At 47.3% G+C, this 23982-nt stretch carries 25 protein-coding genes; 23 read left to right on the plus strand and 2 right to left on the minus strand.

Going from position 1 to position 23982, the window contains the following annotated elements; all coding sequences use genetic code 11:
* Positions 1-7: 7 nt before the first annotated feature.
* The 21 genes from fliD to flhB all read left to right on the plus strand — a co-directional run bounded on the left by fliD (position 8) and on the right by flhB (position 20396).
* Positions 8-1984 carry a flagellar filament capping protein FliD gene (gene fliD, locus GT360_RS04360; protein ID WP_164647690.1) on the plus strand — a complete coding sequence of 659 codons (1977 nt, stop codon included), beginning with the start codon at positions 8-10 and terminating at the stop codon, positions 1982-1984.
* Between the two features lie 6 nt (positions 1985-1990).
* Positions 1991-2293 carry a flagellar protein FliT gene (locus tag GT360_RS04365; protein WP_164647691.1) on the plus strand — a complete coding sequence of 101 codons (303 nt, stop codon included), beginning with the start codon at positions 1991-1993 and terminating at the stop codon, positions 2291-2293.
* 12 nt (positions 2294-2305) lie between these two features.
* Positions 2306-2716, plus strand: a complete 411-nt coding sequence (gene fliS, locus GT360_RS04370; protein WP_164647692.1) for a flagellar export chaperone FliS — start codon at positions 2306-2308, stop codon at positions 2714-2716.
* Positions 2717-3084: 368 nt separating this feature from the next.
* Positions 3085-4551, plus strand: a complete 1467-nt coding sequence (locus GT360_RS04375) for a sigma-54 dependent transcriptional regulator (protein ID WP_164647693.1) — start codon at positions 3085-3087, stop codon at positions 4549-4551.
* A gap of 105 nt (positions 4552-4656) precedes the next feature.
* Positions 4657-5730, plus strand: coding sequence for a sensor histidine kinase (locus GT360_RS04380; RefSeq protein ID WP_164649570.1), 1074 nt, complete (start codon positions 4657-4659; stop codon positions 5728-5730).
* The gene (locus GT360_RS04385) at positions 5717-7123 is read left to right on the plus strand and encodes a sigma-54-dependent transcriptional regulator (protein ID WP_164647694.1); all 1407 of its coding nucleotides are present in this window, start codon (positions 5717-5719) and stop codon (positions 7121-7123) included. Before GT360_RS04380 ends, GT360_RS04385 begins: the two co-directional genes overlap by 14 nt.
* A 71-nt stretch (positions 7124-7194) precedes the next feature.
* Positions 7195-7506 carry a flagellar hook-basal body complex protein FliE gene (gene fliE, locus GT360_RS04390; RefSeq protein ID WP_164647695.1) on the plus strand — a complete coding sequence of 104 codons (312 nt, stop codon included), beginning with the start codon at positions 7195-7197 and terminating at the stop codon, positions 7504-7506.
* 17 nt (positions 7507-7523) lie between these two features.
* Positions 7524-9266 carry a flagellar basal-body MS-ring/collar protein FliF gene (gene fliF, locus GT360_RS04395; RefSeq protein WP_164647696.1) on the plus strand — a complete coding sequence of 581 codons (1743 nt, stop codon included), beginning with the start codon at positions 7524-7526 and terminating at the stop codon, positions 9264-9266.
* A complete protein-coding gene (gene fliG, locus GT360_RS04400; RefSeq protein WP_164647697.1) occupies positions 9259-10320 on the plus strand; it encodes a flagellar motor switch protein FliG in 1062 nt (353 codons plus the stop codon). Before fliF ends, fliG begins: the two co-directional genes overlap by 8 nt.
* Before the next feature lie 12 nt (positions 10321-10332).
* A complete protein-coding gene (gene fliH / locus GT360_RS04405) occupies positions 10333-11136 on the plus strand; it encodes a flagellar assembly protein FliH (protein WP_164647698.1) in 804 nt (267 codons plus the stop codon).
* A complete protein-coding gene (gene fliI / locus GT360_RS04410) occupies positions 11136-12461 on the plus strand; it encodes a flagellar protein export ATPase FliI (RefSeq protein ID WP_164647699.1) in 1326 nt (441 codons plus the stop codon). Before fliH ends, fliI begins: the two co-directional genes overlap by 1 nt.
* Positions 12462-12470: 9 nt before the next feature.
* Positions 12471-12908: a flagellar export protein FliJ gene (fliJ, locus tag GT360_RS04415; protein WP_164647700.1), complete on the plus strand. Its 438-nt coding sequence runs from the start codon at positions 12471-12473 to the stop codon at positions 12906-12908.
* A gap of 155 nt (positions 12909-13063) precedes the next feature.
* On the plus strand, positions 13064-14887 hold the full coding sequence (locus GT360_RS04420; protein ID WP_164647701.1) for a flagellar hook-length control protein FliK: 1824 nt from the start codon (positions 13064-13066) through the stop codon (positions 14885-14887).
* Positions 14888-14909: 22 nt separating this feature from the next.
* Complete coding sequence (gene fliL, locus GT360_RS04425) at positions 14910-15410, plus strand: flagellar basal body-associated protein FliL (protein WP_164647702.1); 501 nt, start codon at positions 14910-14912, stop codon at positions 15408-15410.
* Positions 15411-15417: 7 nt separating this feature from the next.
* Positions 15418-16467 carry a flagellar motor switch protein FliM gene (gene fliM, locus GT360_RS04430; protein ID WP_164647703.1) on the plus strand — a complete coding sequence of 350 codons (1050 nt, stop codon included), beginning with the start codon at positions 15418-15420 and terminating at the stop codon, positions 16465-16467.
* Between the two features lie 11 nt (positions 16468-16478).
* Positions 16479-16889: a flagellar motor switch protein FliN gene (gene fliN, locus GT360_RS04435; RefSeq protein ID WP_164647704.1), complete on the plus strand. Its 411-nt coding sequence runs from the start codon at positions 16479-16481 to the stop codon at positions 16887-16889.
* A 53-nt stretch (positions 16890-16942) separates the two neighbouring features.
* Positions 16943-17302: a flagellar biosynthetic protein FliO gene (gene fliO / locus GT360_RS04440; RefSeq protein WP_239502581.1), complete on the plus strand. Its 360-nt coding sequence runs from the start codon at positions 16943-16945 to the stop codon at positions 17300-17302.
* Entirely contained in the window at positions 17295-18164 is an 870-nt protein-coding gene (fliP, locus tag GT360_RS04445) for a flagellar type III secretion system pore protein FliP (protein WP_164647706.1), read from the plus strand. The genes fliO and fliP overlap by 8 nt, the downstream gene beginning before the upstream one ends.
* A gap of 13 nt (positions 18165-18177) precedes the next feature.
* Positions 18178-18447: a flagellar biosynthesis protein FliQ gene (gene fliQ / locus GT360_RS04450; RefSeq protein WP_164647707.1), complete on the plus strand. Its 270-nt coding sequence runs from the start codon at positions 18178-18180 to the stop codon at positions 18445-18447.
* An 8-nt stretch (positions 18448-18455) separates the two neighbouring features.
* Positions 18456-19238 carry a flagellar biosynthetic protein FliR gene (gene fliR / locus GT360_RS04455; protein ID WP_164647708.1) on the plus strand — a complete coding sequence of 261 codons (783 nt, stop codon included), beginning with the start codon at positions 18456-18458 and terminating at the stop codon, positions 19236-19238.
* A 27-nt stretch (positions 19239-19265) separates the two neighbouring features.
* Complete coding sequence (gene flhB / locus GT360_RS04460) at positions 19266-20396, plus strand: flagellar biosynthesis protein FlhB (protein ID WP_164647709.1); 1131 nt, start codon at positions 19266-19268, stop codon at positions 20394-20396.
* Positions 20397-20401: 5 nt separating this feature from the next.
* Here flhB and smrB read toward each other — a convergent pair whose 3' ends face one another.
* A complete protein-coding gene (gene smrB, locus GT360_RS04465; protein WP_164647710.1) occupies positions 20402-20932 on the minus strand; it encodes an endonuclease SmrB in 531 nt (176 codons plus the stop codon).
* A gap of 62 nt (positions 20933-20994) precedes the next feature.
* On the opposite strand from smrB, the gene prmB reads away from it, so the two are divergent.
* Together prmB and aroC are read left to right on the plus strand one after the other, a co-directional pair.
* Positions 20995-21927 carry a 50S ribosomal protein L3 N(5)-glutamine methyltransferase gene (gene prmB / locus GT360_RS04470; RefSeq protein ID WP_164647711.1) on the plus strand — a complete coding sequence of 311 codons (933 nt, stop codon included), beginning with the start codon at positions 20995-20997 and terminating at the stop codon, positions 21925-21927.
* Between the two features lie 200 nt (positions 21928-22127).
* On the plus strand, positions 22128-23213 hold the full coding sequence (aroC, locus tag GT360_RS04475) for a chorismate synthase (protein WP_164647712.1): 1086 nt from the start codon (positions 22128-22130) through the stop codon (positions 23211-23213).
* Between the two features lie 88 nt (positions 23214-23301).
* Here aroC and GT360_RS04480 read toward each other — a convergent pair whose 3' ends face one another.
* Positions 23302-23925 carry a trimeric intracellular cation channel family protein gene (locus GT360_RS04480; protein WP_164647713.1) on the minus strand — a complete coding sequence of 208 codons (624 nt, stop codon included), beginning with the start codon at positions 23923-23925 and terminating at the stop codon, positions 23302-23304.
* Between the last annotated feature and the right edge of the window lie 57 nt (positions 23926-23982).

Here is a 23982-nt window from a genome sequence, read left to right on the forward strand (position 1 = left end):
TAATGAGATGAGTTTAGGCCCAATGGGGATGAATACTGGCATGGATATCAATTCCATGGTCAGCAAAATGGTGGATGCGGAGCGAATTCCAAAGCAGCAACGCATCGACAATCAACGTGCTGACAATGAAACCAGTATTAGTTCTTATGGTCGACTCAAAGAGTCGCTGGATACGATGAAGTATCTTATGGCTGACTTTCGTCACGAAAAAGCGTTTGCTGCTCGCGCTGTTGATACAACAGACGACAGCACAGTGTCGGCAACCGCTACGACGGAAGCCATCGCAGGACGATACTCTGTTGATGTGTTGCAGCTTGCTCAAAGTCATAAGCTTGCCTCTGCAGTGCTTGCTGAAGGGGAGAAGTTTGATGAGGGTAAGCTGCAAATAAAGCTAGGTAGCCGCAGTTTCACGTTAGACGTTAAACAAAACAGTAAGCTCGACGACATCGTTCGTGGCATTAATGAGGAGAAGGCGAACCCCGGTGTTCGTGCCTCTGTCATTAACGATGTCGAAGGGCCTCGCTTAATTCTTGCCTCCGATCAAACCGGAGAAAAGAACGCCATATCGATCATAGTTCAGTCGGATGAGCCTTCGAATAGTCTCAAACAACTGGAATACAAGTCCTTAGAGCAACGGGTTAAAGATCTTGAACAGGCGCGCGCCGCGGCTCAAGAGCTGATAAGCCCTTTGGATCCCGTACAAAAAATTGCCGCACAAAAGGTCGCAGATACCTTGATTGATGCAGCAAAAGTTGTCGATGAGCAAATAGTTGAAGAAGCTCAAGCAGCGGCCCAGTCTGAACAACACTCTGCCAATAGTCCCGCAGCCGCGGTGACAGCGGTGAATGCAACGGAGCAAGCTTCGGCGTATCAACGTCCACAGGACCGAATTCCTGGGTGGACAGAGACAGCCTCCGGCACGCTCATTGATTCCTATTATGAGCCGGGCCCAGAGCTTGATGAAAAAGCTAGGGCAAAATCAGAAGAAGTACCAGGCTGGAGCAACACAGCATCAGGTACGCTGACCGACTCATACGTGACGCCAACAGAGGCGCAAGAGAAGCTGGATAAAAAACTCGCGGAAGAGAAGGCTGCGATTGCGAAAGCGGTCTCTGATGGTGCAATGAGTGAAGAGGAAGCCAAACAAGTTGAACGGGCGAAGTTAACGGATCAGGAGCGAGCTGAACTAGAGAAGTTTGATAAAGCACACGCAGATTTGATAGCGGCCCAAGCCTCATTTGATGCTTACAATGGCATGACTCAAGTAGAGGTCGCTCAAGACTCAAAGGTACTTCTTGATGGTATCGCCCAGGTAAGTAGTGATAACAATGTGATAGAGAATGCTATCCAAGGTGTCAATCTTACGCTGATGAATGTCTCTGACCCGAATGAGCGATCTGCAGAAGTCTCTGTAGAATATGATCGTAACCGAGTACGTGATCAAATCGAACAGTTTGTTCAGGCTTACAACCAGTTTTTCATGGTAAGCAAAGATCTCGCGGGTGTTGATCCTATGACAGGTCGCGCGGGCCCGTTGGCCGGAGACAGTTTAGTGAGAAGTGCTGAGAACCGTTTAAAGGCAGTGTTTACTTCGCCAATTGAAGGTGCTGCTGCGGATATGAATACGTTAAGTGCATTTGGTGTTACGACGACTCGTGAGGGTAGCTTAGAGATCAATCATCAAACGTTGAATCGTCAACTGGAAGACAACTTCCATAATTTGGAAGACTTTTTTGATGGCAGTGACGGTTTTGCTCGACGAATAGAGAACGCGATTGGTGATTTTACCGGCCCGACAGGGTCAATTCGTACCCGAGAACAAGGGATAGTGGAGCGAAATTACCGCCTGCGAGATGACCAAGCGGCACTTGATCGCCGTATGGAGAGCTTGGAGAAGCGCACTCATGATCGCTTCGCGGCAATGCAGGACGCAACCAGCAATATGCAGGCCCAGTTGTCTGGCATGATGAACGTCATTGGGTAATGTTCAATGAATCGTTATCAAGCCATTTATGATATTGACCACAAAATTGCCGCTTTGATGGAAAGTGAGCAATTTAATTCTCAAGAGTTTCGTTCGTTGGTCGATACAAGGAAAAGAATGATTGAAAACGCTTTGTCTGAGATAGAAAGGCAACCCACTCTTGCTCAAGAGGCGGAATGGCTGGATTTAGTCAGTAAGACAAAGAAGCTGATTGCGCAGATGGAGCAGCAAACGCGGGCTACAGGAGAAGAGCTCCGAAAGTTCCGCAAAGGTGTGAAATCTGTTCAACAGTACAAAAGGTTTATTTAAAAGAGGTTAACCATGCGCGGTTCGTTACAAGCTTACAAGAAAGTATCAGTAGACAGTCAGTTAAGTGCAGCATCCCCACACAAGATTGTACAAATGCTGATGGCTGGAGCGGTAGAACGCTTGATCCAGGGAAAGGCCGCGATGCTTCAAGGCAATGTTTCCGTCAAAGGCGAGCGCTTGGGCAAAGCACTAGACATTATCATTAGCTTACGCTCATGCCTGTCAATGAATGATGGGGGTGATATTGCGCGTAATCTAGATCAGCTATATGACTTCATGATTAACCAGATTTCGTCGGCAAATATCAGTAATGACCCTCAGCCCATTGATGATGTAGTCGAAATCCTACGTGAAATTAAATCAGCGTGGGATCAGATTCCAACCGAATACCATAATCTAACAGCAGCAGATATTGGTATCTAATGTCACTATCTTTCTGATTTAGCGCCGTTTTAATGATGGCGCTACACTCTCCTCTTTGTTTAGTTCCGCTCTAAATGCCTCCACTCTATAATTAAATCCCTCATTAATGTCACATCACGGCCCTCGTGAGTTGCCTTATTTTTTAATTCAAATAAAATGTTGCCCAAAGTGTTTTAAGCACAACATAGATACATTCAGCTAAGTAATTCATTAGGTTGCTTATTTCGTGTGTCCCATACTGGCTTTAATTCATAAATATGCGCCGAACGATCTGAGGCGATACCGTACTTTTGTTCAGCGGCATTCTATGAAGCTCACAACTATTATATAGAGTCAGTCCAACAGTTTTGAAGGCAATCGATTTACCTATGCAAGGTTTATTAAAAATACTCGTGATTGAGGATGATGCGCAGTTGCGTAACAATCTGAGTAACATTTTTGAGTTTGTTGGCGAACCCTCGCATGCCATTAGTTCCGAGCAAGCAGAGACTATAGATTGGTCTGCATCTTGGACGGCGTGTGTTTTAGGAACATCATCCAATAAACAGCTCCTCGCCGCTCTGCGAGAGCGTATTTTGAAAGCGAACCATATTCCTCTGCTTCTTGCTGGAAAGCAGGCGTATTCAGTCGAGGATTTGACGCACTATGTGGGTGAGTTGGAGTATCCTCTTAATTACCCACAGCTCAGTGAGGCTTTGCGTCATTGTAAAGAGTTCCTCGGTCGCAAGGGTGTTCAAGTCCCTTCTTCTTCCAGAAAAAATACCTTGTTTCGCAGCTTAGTGGGGCAGAGCTCTGGGATTCAACAAGTGCGTCACATGATAGAGCAAGTGTCTGGCACCGAAGCGAATGTATTGATTTTAGGAGAGTCGGGTACAGGTAAGGAAGTCGTCGCTCGCAACGTGCACTATCACTCACCGCGTCGTACTGGCCCATTTGTGCCAATTAACTGTGGAGCTATCCCTGCCGAGTTGCTGGAAAGTGAACTGTTTGGACATGAAAAAGGCGCATTTACTGGCGCTTTAACTGCACGCAAAGGTCGTTTTGAGCTAGCTGAAGGTGGAACGATTTTCTTGGATGAAATCGGTGATATGCCGATGTCGATGCAAGTTAAGCTTTTAAGGGTGCTTCAAGAGCGTTGTTTTGAGCGTGTCGGTGGTAATGTCACTATTCGAGCAAACGTTCGTGTTATAGCGGCCACCCACCGAAATTTAGAGAAGATGATCGAAGAAGGTAACTTCCGCGAAGACCTTTATTATCGTCTAAATGTGTTTCCGATAGAGATGCCTGCGCTGCGTGAGCGTCGTCCTGATATTCCGCTATTGCTTCAGGAGTTGATGACACGAATGGAAGCGGAGGGCGGTCAGCCAATCTGTTTCACTCCACGTGCGATCAATTCATTGATGGAGCACCACTGGCCAGGCAACGTTCGTGAGTTAGCTAATCTGATTGAGCGGATGGTGATTTTATACCCAAATAGTCTTGTTGACGTGAACCATCTTCCGACTAAATACCGCTATTCGGATATCCCAGAGTTTCAACCAGAGATGCAAGAAGAAGCCGCTTTGGAAGAGCAAGAGCGTGATGTGTTGGCGAATATTTTTGCTGAAGACTTTAGCTTTGAAGAGCCGGATCAGTTGACAAGCAGTACTCAAGCTCCCCAATCTCTTCCAGAAGAGGGTATTAACCTAAAAGAGATGCTTGCCGATTTGGAAGTCAATATGATTAGCCAAGCATTAGACGCACAAGGTGGCGTCGTGGCAAGAGCCGCTGATATGTTGGGTATGCGTCGCACTACGTTGGTAGAAAAAATGCGTAAATACAATATGCAGCGATAAATGCCTGCTTAGTATCATCTTTCTACTAACCTTATGAAAAAACAATAATTGCCTGAAACGCATGTTGCGTGTCAGGCTTTTGTTCTATTTATGGCACAGATTAAAATGCAACCGTCAGACCCATCACAACACCAGTCTCACCTCGATACGTTGGAGTCTCAGGTAGAGCGATATAAACAAGTGTTAGACGTTATGCCGGCAGGTGTGATCTTGCTGGATACTCATGGTGTTGTGCGCGAAGCAAACCCAGAAGCATTGCGTCTTTTATCGGTACCTTTGGTTGGTGAGCGTTGGTTTAACGTTATTCAAGCCGCTTTTGCTCCCCAAGAGGATGATGGGCATGAAATATCCTTGCGCAATGGTAGGAAGGTGCGTCTTGCTATATCAGCTTCAAATACTGGCCAGCTTATTTTGATTACTGACCTGACCGAGACACGCTTATTGCAATCTCGCGTGAGTGACTTGCAGCGTTTGTCGTCTTTGGGGCGAATGGTCGCCTCGCTGGCACATCAAGTTCGTACCCCATTGTCTAGCGCAATGTTGTATGCCTCGAATTTATCCGCACCAAATCTTGCACCAGCCACTAAAGAGCGATTCCAGACTAAGTTAATGGACCGTCTTCATGACTTGGAAAAGCAAGTCAATGATATGCTTCTGTTTGCCAAAGGTGGTGATAATAAAGTGATCAAGCCTTTCACGGTGCAAGCGCTTGCCGATGAACTGGCTCCAATGGTAGAAGCGGCTGTTCGAGGTAATCAAATTGATTATCATGTCGAGATTGAAGATGGTGATGTTAGCCTCGTCGGTAATGTCAACTCAGTGGCTTCTGCACTGAGTAACCTGGTACTCAATGCGATTCAGAATGCGGGTAAAGGGTGCCAGATAGACGTGTATTTGCGCGCGGTTAATGATGAAGTACGCATTTCAGTACAAGATAATGGACCCGGGATAGAGAAAGAGTTACAAGGTAAAATCATGGAGCCTTTCTTTACGACCCGCTCTCAGGGCACGGGGCTTGGCTTAGCGGTTGTGCAGATGGTTTGTCGTGCGCATAAAGGACGCTTAGAACTTATCTCTGAACCGGGAGATGGCGCGTGTTTTACCATCTGTTTACCGAATCAGGTGGCACACACCGAGCAGGAAAATATCAACAATGGAGAGAACGATGACACAGAGTAAAGTTTTAATTGTTGAGGATGATGAAGGTTTAAGAGAAGCACTGGTGGATACATTAGCTCTAGCAGGATACGAATGGCTAGAGGCTGAAAGTGCTGAAGAAGCTTTGGTTAAGCTCAAACAAAATCAAGTTGATATCGTTGTTTCTGACGTGCAAATGGCCGGAATGGGTGGCTTAGCGCTGCTGCGTAATATTAAAACGCACTGGCCAAACCTTCCAGTACTCTTGATGACCGCTTACGCCAATATCGAAGATGCGGTATCAGCGATGAAGGATGGTGCGATCGACTATATGGCTAAGCCATTTGCGCCAGAAGTATTGTTGAATATGGTAAGTCGTTATGCTCCGGTGAAATCAGATGACAATGGTGATGCAGTGGTTGCTGATCCCAAAAGCCTCAAGCTACTTGCCCTTGCAGATAAAGTAGCCAAAACAGATGCCAACGTAATGGTTCTTGGCCCAAGTGGGTCAGGTAAAGAGGTGATGTCTCGCTATATCCACAATGCGTCAAACCGTAAGTCAGGGCCTTTTATTGCCATAAACTGTGCAGCTATTCCTGACAATATGCTGGAAGCGACGCTTTTTGGTTATGAAAAAGGGGCGTTTACTGGAGCCGTTCAAGCGTGTCCTGGTAAGTTTGAACAAGCTCAAGGGGGAACAATTCTACTTGATGAAATCAGTGAAATGGACCTTAACCTACAAGCTAAGTTATTGCGTGTTTTGCAAGAGCGTGAAGTAGAGAGACTTGGTAGTCGGAAGAGTATTAAGCTGGATGTACGAGTCTTGGCGACCAGTAACCGAGACTTGAAACAGTACGTACAAGAGGGTAATTTCCGAGAGGATTTATATTACCGATTAAATGTCTTTCCAATAGCGTGGCCACCTTTGGCGGAGCGTTCAGGAGATATCGGCCCTCTAACGAAACACTTAATTGAACGTCACTGCCAAAAACTTGGCGTAGCGTTTCCTCAGATATCCCAAGCCGCATTAGATAAGCTAGTGACCTACGCATGGCCGGGTAATGTTCGTGAGTTAGATAACGTCGTTCAGCGCGCGTTGATTTTAAGTGACAACGGTGCCATCACTGACGATCACATCTTACTTGAAGGTATCGACTGGCAAGATGCCAATAGCTTACAAAGTGTCGTAGAGTCGGGACAACCCGCTCCGATGGTCGCCCCTGTTGCTGAGCCAGAAAGCCCACTGGTTGATAGTAACGCTGCATCAAGCTTAGGTGGGGAACTACGAGATCAAGAATTTGCTATCATTTTACAGACCATGCAAGATTGTAATGGACGCCGTAAAGAGATGGCAGAGAAATTGGGTATCAGCCCAAGAACGCTGCGCTATAAACTGGCTAAGATGCGAGATGCCGGCATAGATATTCCTAATTAAGTGGCATGCTTGTTGCTTAAATAACCGATATTCACACTAATAACGTCAAACAATTGGCATTCGAGGTTTAAATGCAAGTTGATAGCTTTTTCAGCGAAATGAGCATTATGCGTGCTGAGGCAACCGGTGTTGCTCCAACAAAAACAGGGCAGCAGGTAGGCGCCGACTTTGGTGATATGCTGACAAAAGCAATCAATAACGTTAACCAACTTCAATCAACGTCTAGTGACTTGCAAACTCGCTTTGATCGTGGAGACGAAGATGTTTCGTTGTCTGACGTTATGATTGCCCGCAATAAATCGAGCGTTGCGTTCGACGCTACTATTCAAGTAAGAAACAAGCTTGTTGAGTCCTACAAAGAACTCATGAACATGCCAGTTTAGAGCGGTAGGAAATAAACATGGCAGACCCAAATCAATCGACGGATCTCACTGTATCCGATCCAGGTGCTACTGGATTGGTGAGTGCAAGCGATCTAGACGTCGATGTACAAAACCCCGACACAGAAGAGAAAGCATCTTCTAAATTCGATATGGCGATCGGCGACTTAGATCTTTTACGTCAAGTCGTGCTCGTGCTGTCAATCTCGATCTGTGTTGCGCTGATCGTAATGCTATTTTTCTGGGTTAAAGAGCCAGAAATGCGTCCCCTTGCTTCTTATGAGACAGAAGAACTGATTCCTGTGCTGGATTACCTCGACCAGCAGAAACAGAACTACAGATTGGAGGGCAATACGATCCTCGTGCCTGCCTCTGATTACAACAGTTTAAAACTCAACATGGTTCGAGCAGGGTTAAATAACCAGAGCCATGCGGGTGATGACATTCTAATGCAAGACATGGGGTTTGGTGTATCCCAACGGCTTGAGCAAGAGCGTTTGAAACTCAGCCGTGAGCGTCAGTTAGCGCTTGCCATCGAGGCTATGACTCAAGTGCGTAAAGCCCGTGTGTTGCTGGCACTCCCGAAGCAAAGTGTCTTTGTTCGTCATAATCAAGAGGCCTCGGCATCCGTATTTTTGACATTAAGAACAGGAGCAAACCTTAAGCAAGAAGAGGTTGATTCCATTGTTGATATGGTGGCGAGTGCGGTTCCTGGTATGAGACCGACACGTATTACAGTGACGGATCAACATGGGCGACTACTGAGTTCAGGCTCTCAAGACCCAGCGTCAGCAGCTCGTCGTAAAGAACACGAGCTTGAGCGCAAGCAAGAGCAAGCCCTACGGGAAAAAATCGATTCTGTACTTATTCCGATCCTTGGTTTGGGCAATTACACCGCGCAAGTAGACGTAGAGCTCGATTTTAGCGCGGTTGAACAGACACGTAAGCGTTTCGACCCAAACACGCCTTCAACTCGCAGCGAATACACATTAGAAGACTATAACAACGGCAATGTTGTTGCTGGTGTGCCAGGTGCGTTGAGCAACCAACCACCCGCGGACGCATCAATCCCACAAAATGTGGCACAAATGAAAGATGGCTCAGTATTGGGGCAAGGGTCTGTGCACAGAGAAGCAACGCGCAACTTCGAACTGGATACGACGATCAGCCATGAACGTCGCCAAACGGGTGTTGTGAATCGTCAAACGGTCGCTGTTGCGATTAACCATCGTGCAGCACTAGATCCAACTACCGGCGAGATGACACAAGTCCCTCTAACCGAAAGTGAGTTACAGTCTATTCGTCAGGTTCTTGTCGGTGCGATTGGTTATAGCGAAATGCGCGGCGACTTGCTCAATGTTTTGAGTATGCAGTTTGCTGCACAAGAGCTTGAGCCGATTGGTGATATGGCGATTTGGGACCACCCTAACTTCAATGAATGGGTACGTTGGTTTGCGAGTGCCTTAGTCATTATCGTTGTGGTTTTGGTGTTAGTTCGCCCTGCGATGAAGAAACTACTCAACCCTGCAGCTGAAGAAGATGACAAGCTATATGGACCAGATGGTCTCCCAATTGGTGCTGACGGTGAAACCAGCTTAATCAGTGGCGACATTGATAATAGTGAATTGTTTGAGTTTGGATCGTCAATTGAACTGCCAAACTTACATAAAGATGAAGATGTGTTGAAAGCGGTACGTGCTCTTGTAGCAAACGAGCCAGAACTAGCAGCACAAGTAGTGAAGAACTGGATGCAAAATGGCTAACGAATTAGTGGTACAGCAAGAGGGCGGTGACATTACCGATCCAAATGCAACCTTTGATATCTCCACTATGACTGGAGATGAGAAAGCGGCCATTCTGCTGCTGAGTTTGAATGAAGAAGATGCTGCGGGCATTATCCGTCACCTTGAACCCAAGCAGGTTCAGCATGTGAGTAGTGCAATGGCGCGAGCAACCGAGTTGAGCCAAGCAAAGGTGAGCGCGGTTCACCGTCAATTTTTGGAAGACATTCAAAAATACACCAATATTGGTATGGGCAGTGAAGAGTTCATGCGCAATGCACTGGTTGCGGCACTTGGTGAAGACAAAGCTAACAACTTGGTTGACCAAATATTGCTTGGTGCTGGCTCGAAAGGCCTCGATTCATTGAAGTGGATGGATCCTCGCCAAGTGGCGAGCATTATTGTCAACGAGCACCCACAAATTCAAACGATTGTATTGTCGTACCTTGAGCCGGATCAGTCAGCAGAGATCTTATCTCAGTTTGCTGAGCGCGATCGCCTTGATCTGATGATGCGAATTGCCAACCTTGAAGAAGTTCAACCATCGGCATTGGCTGAGTTGAACGAAATCATGGAGAAGCAGTTTGCCGGTCAAGCAGGTGCTCAGGCTGCGAAGATTGGTGGTCTAAAAGCGGCTGCCGAGATCATGAACTACATGGACAACAACGTCGAAGGTATCTTGATGGATCAGATTCGCGATCAAGACGAGGATATGGCAACACAGATTCAAGACTTGATGTTTGTGTTCGAGAACCTTATCGAAGTCGACGATCAAGGTATCCAGAAACTTCTTCGCGATGTTCCACAAGACATTTTGCAGCGTGCGCTTAAGGGTGCCGATGATGGCTTGAAAGAGAAGATCTTCAAGAACATGTCGAAACGTGCGGCTGATATGATGCGTGACGACCTCGAAGCGATGCCTCCGGTTAAAGTGTCAGATGTTGAAGCTTCTCAGAAAGAGATTCTTGCTATTGCTCGTCGCATGGCAGACAACGGTGAGTTGATGCTATCTGGCGGTGCGGACGAGTTCCTATAATCGAGGTGTTGTATGGTTGGTGAACGTAAGCGAGGCTTCTTGCGCCTTGATGACAATGACCAAGAGCAGGCCAAGCCAACTAAGTGGGGCCTTCCAGACTATGGAGCTCAAACAAATCAAACGGCAAAAGAGACAGCACTGAACTACGACCCAAGCTGGATGCCAGATTTTGAAGATCCAGTCGAAGAAGAGCCGGTTGCTCTAACAGAAGAAGAGCTCGAAGCTATCCGTCAGTCAGCCTATCAAGAAGGTATGCTTCAGGGGCAAGAGGCAGGCTTTAAACAGGGTTATGATAAGGGCAAAGAGCAAGGGTTGGCGGAAGGCCATGCCGAAGGCTTACAAGTAGGTCAATCAGAAGGTGTCGCTGCAGGCCAAGAATACATCCAGCAAAATGTTGAGCACTTTGTTTCTTTGGCAAATCAGTTTGCACAACCTTTAGAGTTGATGAATGCGCAAGTCGAAAAGCAGCTCGTAGACATGGTGCTCACTATCGCTCGAGAAGTGGTGCATGTAGAAGTTCAAACGAACCCGCAAGTGATTTTAGACACCATCAAAGAGTCCGTCGACGTTCTCCCCGTAACGGGTCACGCAATTACACTCAAACTTAATCCAGAAGATGTGGCTATCGTCCAAGCTGCCTATGGAGAGAGTGATTTGGATTTCCGTAATTGGACGCTAGTCAGCGAGCCAGCGCTTAGTCGTGGGGATATCGAAATTTCGGCGGGAGAGTCAAGTGTTAACTACCGCATGGAAGAGCGTGTGCGTAATGTCATGCAAAAGTTTTGTGCCGTAAACCGCCATCAAGGTGGTGAGTAGTGCTGTCCCTTCAAGAGCGTTTACAGCAGTATCAAACGAGCGGTGTATCAAGTCGACCAGTTGCATCCGGTAAGCTGGTGCGTGTCGTTGGCTTAACCCTTGAAGCGACAGGTTGCCGCGCTCCTATTGGCAGCCTTTGCAGTGTTGAAACCATGCAAGGGGAGATGGAAGCCGAAGTAGTCGGCTTTTCGGGCGATCGTCTTTTTCTTATGCCAAGTGAGCAAATCACGGGTATCTTACCTGGTGCAAAAGTCACACCGTTAACGGTTGATGGTGGCCTTCCTGTGGGTATGGAGCTGCTTGGTCGTGTGATTGATGGCGTTGGCAACCCACTTGATGGTCTGGGGTCGATTTACACTGAGAGCCGCGCTTCTTTTAATGCAGAGCCGATTAATCCACTGGCACGAAAGCCTATTTCAGAACCGCTTGATGTTGGTATTAAAGCCATCAATGGGTTATTGACTGTGGGCAAGGGTCAGCGAATCGGGCTGTTTGCAGGCTCGGGTGTGGGTAAGTCGGTGACTCTGGGTATGATGACTCGAGGTACAACTGCGCAAGTCGTGGTGGTTGGGCTCATCGGAGAACGTGGACGAGAAGTGAAAGAGTTTATCGAGGAGATTCTCGGTACCGAAGGTCGTCAACGTGCCGTGGTGGTGGCGGCTCCTGCAGATGCTTCACCACTTATGCGCCTCAAAGGTTGCCAAACCGCTCTGACGATTGCTGAATATTTTCGCGATCAGGGCTTAGATGTACTGCTACTTATGGACTCTCTTACGCGTTTTGCTCAAGCACAACGTGAAATCGCCTTGTCAGTGGGTGAGCCGCCGGCGACCAAAGGTTATCCGCCTTCGGTATTCGCCAAGCTTCCTGCTTTGGTGGAGCGTGCAGGTAATGGTGATGAAAACCAAGGTTCGATTACCGCTTTCTTTACCGTTCTTACCGAAGGGGATGATTTGCAAGACCCTATCGCTGATGCGTCACGAGCCATTCTTGACGGCCATATCGTGCTGTCGCGTGAAATGGCGGATGCCGGCCACTACCCGGCGATTGATGTCGAGAAGTCAGTGAGCCGTGTTATGCCGCAAATTACTACCGACCAACATATGTTGATGTCTAAAGCGGTTCGTCAAGTGTTGGCGATCTGCCGTAAGAATCAAGATCTTGTTTCTATTGGTGCTTACAAGCCAGGTACTGATCAAGCGATAGATAGTGCCTTTACGATTAAGCCGAAGATTGATCAGTATTTGCAGCAAGGGATGAAAGACAGTGTTCCCTATCAGATGTGTGTCAACATGCTAGGTTCAATGCTCAATGTCGGTGAATAGGTTTAATTAATGGAAAACGCCCTCGATTTCTTGCTGGATCAGGCCACCGATAAAGAGCAACAAGCGGCTCTTTCTCTGAGTAAAGCTCGCTCTGAGCTCGAAGGCTATTATCGCCAAGTCGAACAGATTGAAAAGTACCGCAGAGACTATTGTCAGCAATTGATTGATCGAGGCAAGGGGGGACTAACCGCGAGCCAATATGGTCACTTGAATCGTTTTCTCACACAGTTAGACGAAACACTGGCAAAGCAAAAGCAGGCAGAATCTCACTTTAAAGATCAGGTGAATGCGTGTGAGGAGCACTGGCTCGAGGTGCGAAAGCAACGACGCTCTTATGAATGGATGCTCGATAAGAAGGCAGAAGAAAAGCAACGCTTGGAAGCGCAGAAAGAGCAAAGAATGATGGATGAATTTTCAACGCTCATGTTTGCGAGAAAACTCCGATAATACTGGTATGAATATTGCATAAATCACTGTTATTGGCTTTTTAGTCGCTGGATGTTATTTGAACATTCGCGCTATTGATTGCCGTAAGTTTAGCAATTTACTCAATACATCCACCGAGCGTGGCGTTTTTACCTTTATTCGAGAAGTCAAAACAGATGAAGTTGGATTTAGCCTCGGCCTCTGACAACCTAAAAGTCAGTGTCCCTGACAGCGGAAAATCAGTCGCAACAAATAGTGAGACATCAGAATCCACCGGATTTATGAGTCAGCTGAGTGCGTTGCTAGGTGGCCCTGATGAGTCGTCATATAAAGCTCAGACAAATGCAGCACAACAACCAACCGTAACTGATGAGACAGCGAAGCCTTCATCTCCTACCGTCAATAACGATTCCGTAGCTCACGAATCTGTCGATGAGCTCTTGGAAAGTGATCAAAATGTAGAGACGGCTAAATCGACCACATCAACTGGCGAGGGCGATGCTGTCAAACAAAAAACAGATTCTACACTTGATGGCGAAGAGGCGAGCAAGGTGCTTGCTGCGTCTGAAGTAGTCAGTCGAGAAGCTAAAGCGAAGCAGGTCATGTCAGAGAGTGATGAGTTGCTGGGAAGGTTAAATGAATCTAATAGTGCGTTGCAGACCAAAGAGTCATTGCGTCAACAAGATGTCGCCGCTCCTGCTACTGTGGTTGCAAGCGGCAAAGAGTTGCCTCACGAGAACGAGCCATCATCTGTTAAACTAGGACCAGTCTCAATCGCTGCGGTCAGTTCTCACAGTCCACTGACAGACAAGTCTCTAGACATGCCAAATGAAGCATTGGAGTCAACTCATCGCCACCAGACCCATTCAGCTATGGCACCAGAGTTATCCGACATCAATGATCAGGTAGTGGAAGCGGAGCATGTGCAGGAGCAGCATCAAAAGCCGGCGGTAACAGATGAGCTAACCTCTGCCCAATCCTTAAACGCGAGCTCAGGCGAAGAATTGAGTGAGCCTGAAACTCAGGTAGGGCAGAAAGCAGAAGCGCAACAGCCAGTGATTAATCAAAGTTCATTAGCGGCACAAGACTCTTCTAATACACAAGTACAGACGGAAGAAGTAGGTAGTGAACCCACGGCTATTCCATGGGGCCAAAGCCCTAAAGAAGCTGGGCACGTTAGTCAGCAGGCGTCAGACGTAAAGTTGAGCAGTGAACGAAGTTTGGCAGCAGCTCAAAGTGCGAGTGTTGCTGCGGTGGTTCCATCCAGCCTGCCTTCGGCGCTCGCCACTTCGCCAACCGCGGTGAACCTTCAGGCAATGGATGCGAAAGTGGGTACTGATGCAAGTCTCGCCTCGGCGTTTGTTGTTCCAACCAATCCTTCCGCCAGTAATAGTGCGTTGCAAGCGAGTTTAGCTGCAACGAGTGTAATGGCGACAAAGGGTGATAAGAAGGAAGCAAGCCATCTCGGCCCACAAGATCTTACCGCAGCGAACGGCGTGACTTCTAGCGCACCGACAGCACAAGCTACGCGAGCCGAAGTCAACACGGCGCAAGGGAGTGTGGTAATATCGCAAGCCATGTCGGCTGAACAGATGGCAGAAAAAGCCAATGAGCGAGTTCAGGTCATGTTGTCGAAGAATCTCAAGAATATTGATATTCGCCTTGACCCTCCCGAGCTAGGGCGTATGCAGATTCGCATGAACATGAATGGTGATACGACAACTGTACATTTCACCGTTGCCAACAACCAAGCTCGTGATGTGGTAGAGCAAGCGATGCCAAGACTACGCGAAATGTTGGCACAGCAGGGGCTGCAGTTAGGTGATACCTCCGTTCAACAACAGAGTGCAGGCCAACAACAAGGGCGTTTTGCACAACAAGGAAATGGCGATGGTCATTCTAATGCTCATGGTAACGGTTGGGATGATGAAAGCGCACCAGAAACGAGTATGAATTTAAACGTAGATACAAAACAAGATGGCATTAGTTTTTATGCCTAAACTATAATTTCAAGAGACAACGATGGCAGAAGAACAACCGCTCGATGCACCAAAGGGTAAGAGCAAATTACTGATTATTTTAGCGATAGTTGCGGTTTTACTGATTGGTGGAGGCGCAGCCGCTTTCTTCATGATGGGGTCTGATGATGATAGCCAAAACGCTAAAGCGGGCCAGTCAGGCGCTGTAACGCAAACCGCAGTTGAGCCGATATCATACGTGAATATTCCAGAGCCATTTGTGTTTAACGTGACGGGTGATAGTCGTAATCGTATGGTTCAGATTAAAGCACAACTGATGGTACGTGGACGCGCTAATGAAGAGCTTGCTCGCTATCATTCACCCTTGATTGAAAGCACACTCATTAATACGTTTGCATCGAGTACTGTTGAGCAACTTCGAACGCCAAATGGTCGTGTAGAGTTGCGTGATAAAGCGTCAGAAGATGTGAAAGCGAGTTTATCGCAAGCAGTAGGGCAGGCTGTGATAGAGCGTGTGTTGTTTACTGATTTTGTAATCCAGTAGGTGTTAAGTGACCGATTTATTAAGCCAAGATGAAATTGATGCACTACTCCATGGAGTCGATGATGTCGATGATGTGGAAGATGAACCGAATGAAGCCGATGGTGATGCTGTCAGCTTCGACTTTTCATCTCAAGACCGCATTGTTCGTGGTCGGATGCCGACGCTTGAACTTATCAACGAGCGTTTTGCTCGTCACTTGCGCATCAGTTTGTTTAATATGTTGCGCAAGACTGCTGAGGTCTCTATTAACGGCGTACAGATGATGAAGTTTGGTGAGTATCAAAATACTCTGTATGTTCCCACCAGTCTCAACATGGTGCGTTTTCGACCTCTTAAAGGGACGGCACTCATCACCATGGAAGCTCGTTTGGTGTTTATCTTGGTGGAGAACTTCTTTGGTGGTGATGGTCGTTACCACGCTCGTATCGAAGGGCGTGAATTTACGCCGACCGAGCGTCGAATTGTTCAATTACTACTGAAAATTGTCTTTGAGGATTATAAAGAAGCTTGGTCCCCAGTGATGGGGGTAGAGTTTGAGTATTTAGACTCTGAGGTCAACCCGAGCATGGCAAACATTGTGAGCCCGACGGAGGTGATCGTCGTGAGCTCGTTCCATATCGAAGTGGATGGCGGAGGTGGTGATTTCCATGTCGTGATGCCGTATTCCATGGTTGAACCGATCCGAGAGCTATTGGATGCCGGTGTTCAATCAGACAAGATGGAAACGGACATTCGTTGGAGTACTGCTCTGCGTGATGAGATCATGGATGTGCCGGTAAACTTTCGCGTAAATTTGCTTGAACAAGATATTTCTCTACGTGATTTGATGGAACTGCAAGCGGGTGACATCATTCCGATTACAATGCCAGAGCATGCCACAATGTTTGTGGAAGAACTGCCGACTTATCGTGTGAAGATGGGGCGTTCTGGTGAGAAAATGGCGGTACAGATTTCAGAAAAAATTAAGCGTCCTGATGTGGTGAAAACTGATCTGGCGTTTCTTGGTAAAGATATTATGTCTGAGCTCGATAGCGCGCTCGAAGACGATGATGAATAAGGGTATTTAAGATGGAACCATCTGACGATCAGAAACTGGCTGACGAATGGGCAGCTGCACTGGGTGAAGACCCAATGGCACCGGATGTGGATGTCGATGATATTCTTGCCGCTCCACTAGATGAGCTTCAAGATACCTCTTCACCTATCTCTGACGATGAGCGACGTAAGCTTGATACGATTTTAGATATTCCTGTCACTATCTCGATGGAAGTAGGCCGCTCACAAATTAGTATTCGTAACCTTTTGCAATTAAACCAAGGTTCTGTTGTTGAACTGGAACGGGTCGCAGGTGAATCACTGGACGTATTAGTCAATGGTACCTTGATCGCTCATGGTGAAGTTGTTGTTGTAAACGATAAGTTTGGTATTCGTCTGACAGACGTCATTAGCCAAACGGAACGTATCAAGAAGTTGCGCTGATGCATTTCTCTAAAATTCGCAATACTCTTACAAGCATTTTGGGGACATCTTTGATGTCTCCAGCTGTATTCGCCGCAGTTGAACCGAAAGAGCACTTTGATGTCGCGACTACTATTGGTTCGCTGTTTATCGTCATTCTCGTTATTGTTGCGCTTATGTTTGTGCTTAAAAAGATGCGTGTTCCGTCGTTGCTCAATCATAAAGATCTCGCCATCGTTCGTCAGATCCCGGTTGGACAAAAAGAGCGGCTCGCTGTCGTCAAAGCAGGTGACGAGCACTTTTTAGTCGGAATTACTCAACACAACATTAATCTGGTTTCTAAGCTAGAGACTCCGCTCAGTGACGATGTACAAGATGACAGCACGTTTGGCTCACAACTCAGTAAGATGCTGAATAAGAATTCTCATGGTTAAACAAATTTTTGCTGTCAGTTGTTTATTATTCGCCTTACTGCTGTCGCCTTTTACGTTGGCGCAGCAGGAGTTGGATACCGCGATTGCTCCGAACACGGCGCCAGCGGATCTGGTTACCGTTTCTGCGATGGAGAACCAGCAAGGGGCGTCAACCATGACCGCTTCAAGCACCCGCGCTGGTGGCGGGGGAGGCATTCCTGCTTTTACCATGACGACCAACGCCGATGGTAGTGAAGACTATTCGATAAACCTGCAAATCTTGGCGTTAATGACCATGCTTGGCTTCTTGCCAGCGATGGTGATCTTGATGACGTCGTTCACGCGTATTGTGGTTGTTATGTCTATTTTACGTCAGGCTATGGGCTTACAGCAGACACCATCAAATCAGGTAATTATCGGTATCTCACTATTTTTGACCTTTTTCGTTATGTCTCCGGTGTTAAACCAGATCAATGACCGTGCGATTCAGCCCTACATTAATGAGCAAGTCAGTGCTCGAGAAGCATTTGATGAAGCACAGCAGCCGCTGCGCGCATTTATGCTTAAACAGACTCGGGTCAAGGATCTTGAGACCTTCGTCAATATTGCAGGGGCCGAGGTGCAGAGCCCTGAAGAGGTCTCGATGGCGATTTTGATTCCTGCATTCATCACATCAGAGTTAAAGACGGCGTTTCAGATCGGTTTTATGTTGTTCTTGCCGTTCTTGATTATCGACCTCGTAGTCGCCTCTATTCTGATGGCGATGGGTATGATGATGTTATCTCCGATGATCGTATCTTTGCCGTTTAAATTGATGCTATTCGTTTTGGTAGATGGTTGGAATCTCATTTTATCGACACTCGCCGGCAGTTTCGCCTTGTAGCTGGAGATAAGCAATGACACCTGAGTTATTTGTAGAGCTATTTCGAGACGCACTTTGGCTAGTTTTGATGCTAGTGTGTGCGATTGTTATCCCAAGCTTACTGGTTGGTTTGATCGTGGCTATCTTCCAAGCTGCAACTTCAATTAACGAGCAAACCTTGTCCTTCTTACCGCGTTTGATTGTAACAATTCTGGCGTTAATGGCCTTTGCCCACTGGGGAACTCAAGTCATGATGGAGTTCTTCTTTAGTCTCATTGAACGTGTTCCAACCATACTCTACTAAGGGGCACTATGGAGTATCCAACGGCGGTCGTATTAGAGTGGATGGCAAATTACTTTTGGCCGTTAACTCGTATCTCATCGATGCTCATGGTGATGACTGTGACAGGGGCACGCTTTGTTCCTGCTCGTGTGCGACTCTACCTTAGCCTTGCGATTACCTTCGCGGTTATGCCCGCAATACCTGCTGTGCCTGATGACATCGAACTGCTCTCTTTCGCTGGCTTTATGGTGCTTGCTGAGCAGATCATCATAGGGGTAGCGATGGGGACCATTACAACCTTTATATTGCAGACATTTGTGTTGTTAGGACAAATCCTAGGTATGCAGTCGAGTTTGGGTTTTGCTTCCATGGTCGATCCTGCCAATGGTCAAAATACCCCCGTACTTGGTCAGCTGTTTATGATGGTGGCTACACTCTTCTTTTTAGGTACAGATGGGCACTTAAAGATGATTCAGTTGGTGGTGATGAGCTTTCAAAGCTTGCCCATCGGCAGTGGTGGGATATCTCAACTCGGGTTCCAAGAGATTGCTTCGTGGTTGGGCATTATGTTTAAAGTCGCTTTAAGTATGGCGCTGTCTGGCATTATCGCACTGCTGACGATTAACTTATCGTTTGGTGTGATGACCCGTGCTGCACCGCAGCTCAACATATTCTCTCTCGGTTTTGCATTCGCGCTCATGGTGGGCTTGTTTATTTGTTGGTATCTACTCAGTGGTTTATTAAACCATTATGAGATTTACTGGACTCAAGGAGAGCAGCAGATATGTCGTCTCGTCAATATCAACTGTTAACCTCAGCTATAGCGTTAGGAGGCTGGATTGGCAGAATCTGATGGCCAAGAACGCACCGAAGAGGCCACGCCCCGAAGGAAACAGCAAGCCCAAGAGAAAGGCCAGGTAGCCCGATCGAAGGAGCTTGCATCTGTTTCAGTTCTTATTGTTGGTTCAGTGTCTCTTATGTGGTTTGGAGGCATGCTTGCTCGTGGTCTTTACCAATTGATGTCGCGACTATTCTCGTTAAGTCGAGAGGAGGTGTTTGACATCAGTAAACTGGGGGATATCGCCATAGGGGCCTTGGGAAGCTTAGTTTTCCCGTTGCTGCTTATTCTTATCGTGCTCTTTGTTGCAGCACTGGCAGGTGCGGCGGGTGTCGGGGGAATTCGTTTCTCGGCTGAAGCGGCGAGACCGAAACTGTCTAAAATGAACCCGTTGAGTGGTTTAAAACGGATGGTAGGCAAGCAGAGTCTTGTTGAACTCATTAAGTCGATATTGAAAGTCGGCCTGGTTGCGGGGGTGGCGTTCTTTTTGATCAACAGCTCGCGCCACGATCTCTTGATGCTCAGTACCGATGTCTACCCACAAAATATTTTTCGAGCTTTAGATATACTGCTTAACTTTGTATTACTCATTAGCTGCTCTTTGTTGGTTGTTGTCGGTATCGACATACCATTTCAAATCTGGCAACACAACGAACAGCTTAAGATGACTAAGCAAGAGGTCAAAGACGAGTTTAAAGACACGGAAGGTAAACCAGAAGTCAAAGGACGGATTCGAATGCTGCAGCGTGAGGCGGCACAACGTCGAATGATGGCGGATGTTCCGCAAGCGGATGTGATTGTGACCAACCCAGAGCACTTTTCAGTCGCGCTACGCTATAAGCAGAACACTGATAAGGCGCCTATTGTTGTGGCGAAAGGGGTGGACCATATGGCCTTGAAGATTCGAGAAGTCGCTCGAGAGCACGATATCTATGTGATTCCTGCGCCACCATTAGCGCGTGCGCTATACCATACGACGGAGTTAGAGCAAGAGATCCCTGATGGGTTGTTTACCGCCGTCGCACAAGTGCTGGCGTACGTATTCCAGCTTAAACAGTACCGCAAATCAGGTGGTCAGCGTCCGGTTCTCAAGAGCGAAAACATGCCAATTCCACCTGATTTACGTCATTAACGATGTTACTTTTCAGGAATAGAAAGCAAGATCAGTAAAGCACCATCGCCACCGAACTCAAGGGGGGCTTGGTGAAACGCCATCACATCGGGATGTTGCGCCAACCACAGTGGCACCTTCTGTTTGAGTATGTGCTTACCAATACCATGTTGCACACAAGCACAGCTCACATTCTGCTTCATACAGTAGGCAATCATCGAGCCGAGCTCACGCTTGGCTTCTTGCTGAGTCATGCCATGCATATCTAAGAAGACGTCCGGTACATACACACCGCGTCGCAGTCGCTTGACCTCATATTTCGAGACATCATCACGCGCATAGCGGGTCGGCCCCTCTTCGCTGAGCAGTGGAACAAACTCATCAGAGAAATAAAACTCAGTATCAGACGCTTCGCGGGCGCTGCGAGTGACTTCTTTCTGCTTAACGTTTCTTTTTGGGGGCTGGATTATGGTATCCTGTGCGAACTTTTTTACGCCCTTTACTTCTTCATAGAAGAGCGAGAAGTCATCATCAAAATCGGTGTCTTTGCGGCTCATGGGTAAATCATTACTCTAGTACAACTTTATGAAGAGTATTGTAGCGCTTTTTGGAGGCAACTTTGGATAAGATTTTTGTAGAAGAAGCAGTATCAGAGCTTCATACGCTTCAAGATATGATTCGTTGGACGGTCAGCCGTTTTAACGCAGCGAATTTATTTTATGGTCACGGCACCGACAATGCGTGGGATGAAGCGGTTCAATTGATCCTACCAACACTGTATTTGCCAATCGACGTGCCTCCGCATGTATTGAATTCACGCCTAACAAGCAGTGAGCGTTTGCGTATTGTTGAACGTGTTGTAAAACGTATTAACGAGCGCACACCAACGGCTTACCTAACCAACCGCGCGTGGTTCTGTGGTCTAGAATTTTTCGTTGATGAGCGTGTACTTGTGCCGCGTTCGCCAATCGGAGAGTTGATTCAAGCGAACTTTGAACCTTGGTTGGTAGAAGAGCCAACGCGCATCATGGATATGTGTACGGGTAGTGGCTGTATCGCAATTGCATGTGCGCACGCATTCCCAGATGCGGAAGTTGATGCGATTGATATTTCATCCGATGCGTTGCAAGTTGCTGAGCAAAACGTGCAAGACCACGGTATGGAGCAACAGGTGTTCCCTATTCGCTCAGACTTGTTCCGCGACTTACCAAAAGAGCAGTACAACCTAATCGTGACCAATCCACCTTATGTGGATGAAGAAGACATGAACAGCCTGCCAGATGAGTTCACGCACGAGCCTGAGCTTGGCCTTGCAGCCGGCACCGATGGCTTGAAACTGGTTCGTCGCATTTTAGCAAACGCGCCTGACTACCTAACGGAAAAGGGCATTTTGGTTTGTGAAGTGGGTAACTCGATGGTTCACATGATGGAACAGTACCCAGACATTCCATTCACTTGGTTAGAGTTTGAAAATGGCGGCCACGGCGTATTCCTACTGACTCGCGAGCAAATCGTTGAACATGCAGAGCACTTTGCTCTTTATAAAGACTAGTTGATACGATTCATCTATTGCTGTATAGAGCGCTGCCTCAGGGTGGCGCTTTTGTATTTATGGTCGGATCTCACTCATTTAGCGTAGTGTTCCTCATAATTTACCCTTTACATCCCAAACCAATAAAGCCACTATGAATCCACGAAGAATAGGAAGATTGCTGATGATTCATCACCATCGGCAAACAGTTTAGAGGAAATATGGCAGGTAACAGCATAGGACAGCACTTTCGCGTCACCACGTTTGGTGAGAGTCATGGTATTGCACTTGGATGTGTGATTGATGGCTGTCCTCCGGGATTAGAGATAACAGAAGCCGACCTTCAAACCGACTTGGACCGCCGTCGTCCAGGCACGTCGCGTTATACCACACAGCGCAGAGAGCCAGATGAAGTCAAAATTCTGTCTGGCGTTTTTGAAGGTCGCACCACAGGTACATCGATTGGTCTATTGATTGAAAATACAGACCAGCGTTCAAAAGATTACTCTGAAATCAAAGATAAATTCCGCCCAGGTCACGCTGATTACACTTACCATCAAAAGTACGGCAACCGCGATTATCGTGGCGGTGGTCGCTCGTCTGCTCGTGAAACCGCGATGCGAGTTGCAGCGGGTGCGGTTGCAAAGAAATATCTTAAGCAAGAGTTTGGCGTAGAGATCCGAGCTTACTTATCACAGATGGGTGATGTCGCGATCGATAAAGTCGATTGGGACGAAATTGAAAATAATGCGTTTTTCTGTCCTGATGTCGATAAAGTTGATGCCTTTGATCAGCTCATCCGTGATTTGAAAAAAGAGGGTGACTCGATTGGAGCCAAGCTGCAGGTAGTGGCAACCAATGTGCCTGTCGGTTTAGGCGAGCCGGTCTTTGACCGCCTTGATGCCGATATTGCGCATGCGTTAATGAGTATTAATGCTGTGAAGGGCGTTGAGATTGGTGATGGTTTTGATGTTGTGGCTCAAAAGGGCAGTGAACACCGTGACACGCTTTCACCGCAAGGGTTCGGTAGCAATCACGCTGGAGGTATCTTAGGTGGTATCTCTACGGGCCAAGATATTGTCGCCAATATTGCACTAAAGCCTACCTCGAGCATCACTGTACCGGGTGATACCATCACTCGTGAAGGCGAACCCACTCAATTGATCACCAAAGGCCGTCATGACCCTTGTGTAGGCATTCGTGCGGTGCCAATTGCGGAAGCGATGCTTGCTATTGTAGTGATGGATCACTTGCTGCGACATCGTGGTCAGAACCATGGTGTTGTTACAGAGACACCAAAGATCTAGCTGTTTAGTTACGTTGGTTTCATGTACTGCTTAATGAAAAGAGGTTGCCTAAGTGCAGCCTCTTCTCTTTCATGCTACGGCACTTAAATTAGTGCAGAGGATCGTCTGATTCCAAATGAAAAGAAGGCAGATGCCAGCCAAATCGAACTGCAGACATACGCAATAGATAGCCGCTGACCAGTGTTACGATCGTGGCGACTGGCTCACTAATCTCAAATGCAAGTAAAACCAAATACAGACCAGAAGCGGCAAAGGCAACAGACGCATATAGCTCCTTATGCAGTACCAGTGGGGTCTGACGACAAATTAAATCACGCAGCAGACCACCAAACACACCAGTGACCAAAGCTGACACCATACAAATGCTCGGGTGCAGGCCCAAATTGAGAGCGACTTTGGTACCGATAATACTAAAAGCAATCAAACCGATCGTATCCAAACGAATGAATACGCCTTTGAACTTGATTACCCAGTGAGCCAGTCCGGTTGTCAGCAACCCAGCTAGACATGTGATGGCGAGATATTCAGGGTTCGCAACCCAAGTTAGGGGGTAGTGTCCCAGAAGAATATCTCGCACAGTTCCACCACCAATGGCAGTTGCACTTGCCACCAGCATGACGCCGAACCAGTCCATTTCTTTACGCCCAGCGCTTAGCGCGCCTGTCATTGCCTCGGCAGTAATCCCGATGACATATAAAATACTTAACAACATACTCTTCTCTAAGTGCTTGTTATAACGACACTGCTAACGTTGGGCGCGAGTCTAATC

It is taken from the genome of Vibrio astriarenae (assembly GCF_010587385.1).
In the GTDB taxonomy this organism is placed as follows: Bacteria; Pseudomonadota; Gammaproteobacteria; order Enterobacterales; family Vibrionaceae; genus Vibrio; species Vibrio astriarenae.